Here is a 967-nt window from a genome sequence, read left to right on the forward strand (position 1 = left end):
AGCGTTGATCTTCGGTTAATGTTTTTGTGGAATATACGTTGGTTTTCTTGCCTTCGTTTTTAATATCATCCATTAAACGTTTGCCACCGCGCTCAATAATGTAACTTGATGCGTAGGTTGCAATTTTATCATGATTGCCAAGTTTTTCAACACGCTTTACTTCAATTTTTTTGCTTCCGTCTTTACTTAAAAGTATGCCTTTAAAGTTTACTTCGTCATCTTTAATTCTTGCCAAAGCGCCTATAGGAGCCGTACAACCGCCTTCAAGTTTATTTAAAAATTCGCGTTCAATAGTGGTACAAATTTCAGTTTCTTCGTGGTTTAATTGTTGGCAAGCTTCAATGGCAAAAGTGTTTTCTTTTAAAGCAGCAATCATTATAGCGCCTTGTGCAGGTGCAGGAATCATCCAATCTAAATTAATAGATTCTGTGGGTCTTAAACCTATTCTGCCAATACCAGCGGCGGCAAAAATGGCGCCGTTCCAGTTGTTGTTTTTTAATTTTTCTAAACGTGAATTTACATTGCCTCTTAAATCTACCACTGTGTGTGTTGGGTAGCGGTTTAACCATTGTGCACGCCTGCGTAAACTACCTGTAGCAATGGTGGCTGTTGGAGCGCTTAAAAATTCTTCATTGTTTTTAAAAACAAGTGTGTCATTAACGTTACCGCGTTTTAAAACAGCAACTTGCGTAATGCTTTTTGGTAAAATTGTTGGTACATCTTTTAATGAATGTACAGCAATATCAATATCGTTATTTATTAAGGCAATGTCTAAGGTTTTAGTAAAAATACCTGTAATACCAAGCTCATAAAGTGGTTTGTCTAGTACTATATCTCCGGTAGATTTTACTGGAACTAATGTTGTTTTATACCCTAAATTTTCAAGTTGTTGTTGTACGGTTTTGGCTTGCCATAACGCTAATTCGCTATCGCGTGTGCCAATTTTTATGGTTTTAAACATTTTGAG

At 36.3% G+C, this 967-nt stretch carries 1 pseudogene (cut by a window edge); it reads right to left on the reverse strand.

Features of this window, described 5'->3' with window-relative positions:
* Window positions 1-961 (reverse strand): annotated as a pseudogene (gene hemC / locus FUA24_RS10880) (hydroxymethylbilane synthase); it reaches 510 nt to the left of the window's first position.
* Between the last annotated feature and the right edge of the window lie 6 nt (window positions 962-967).

The organism is Seonamhaeicola marinus, assembly GCF_008085455.1.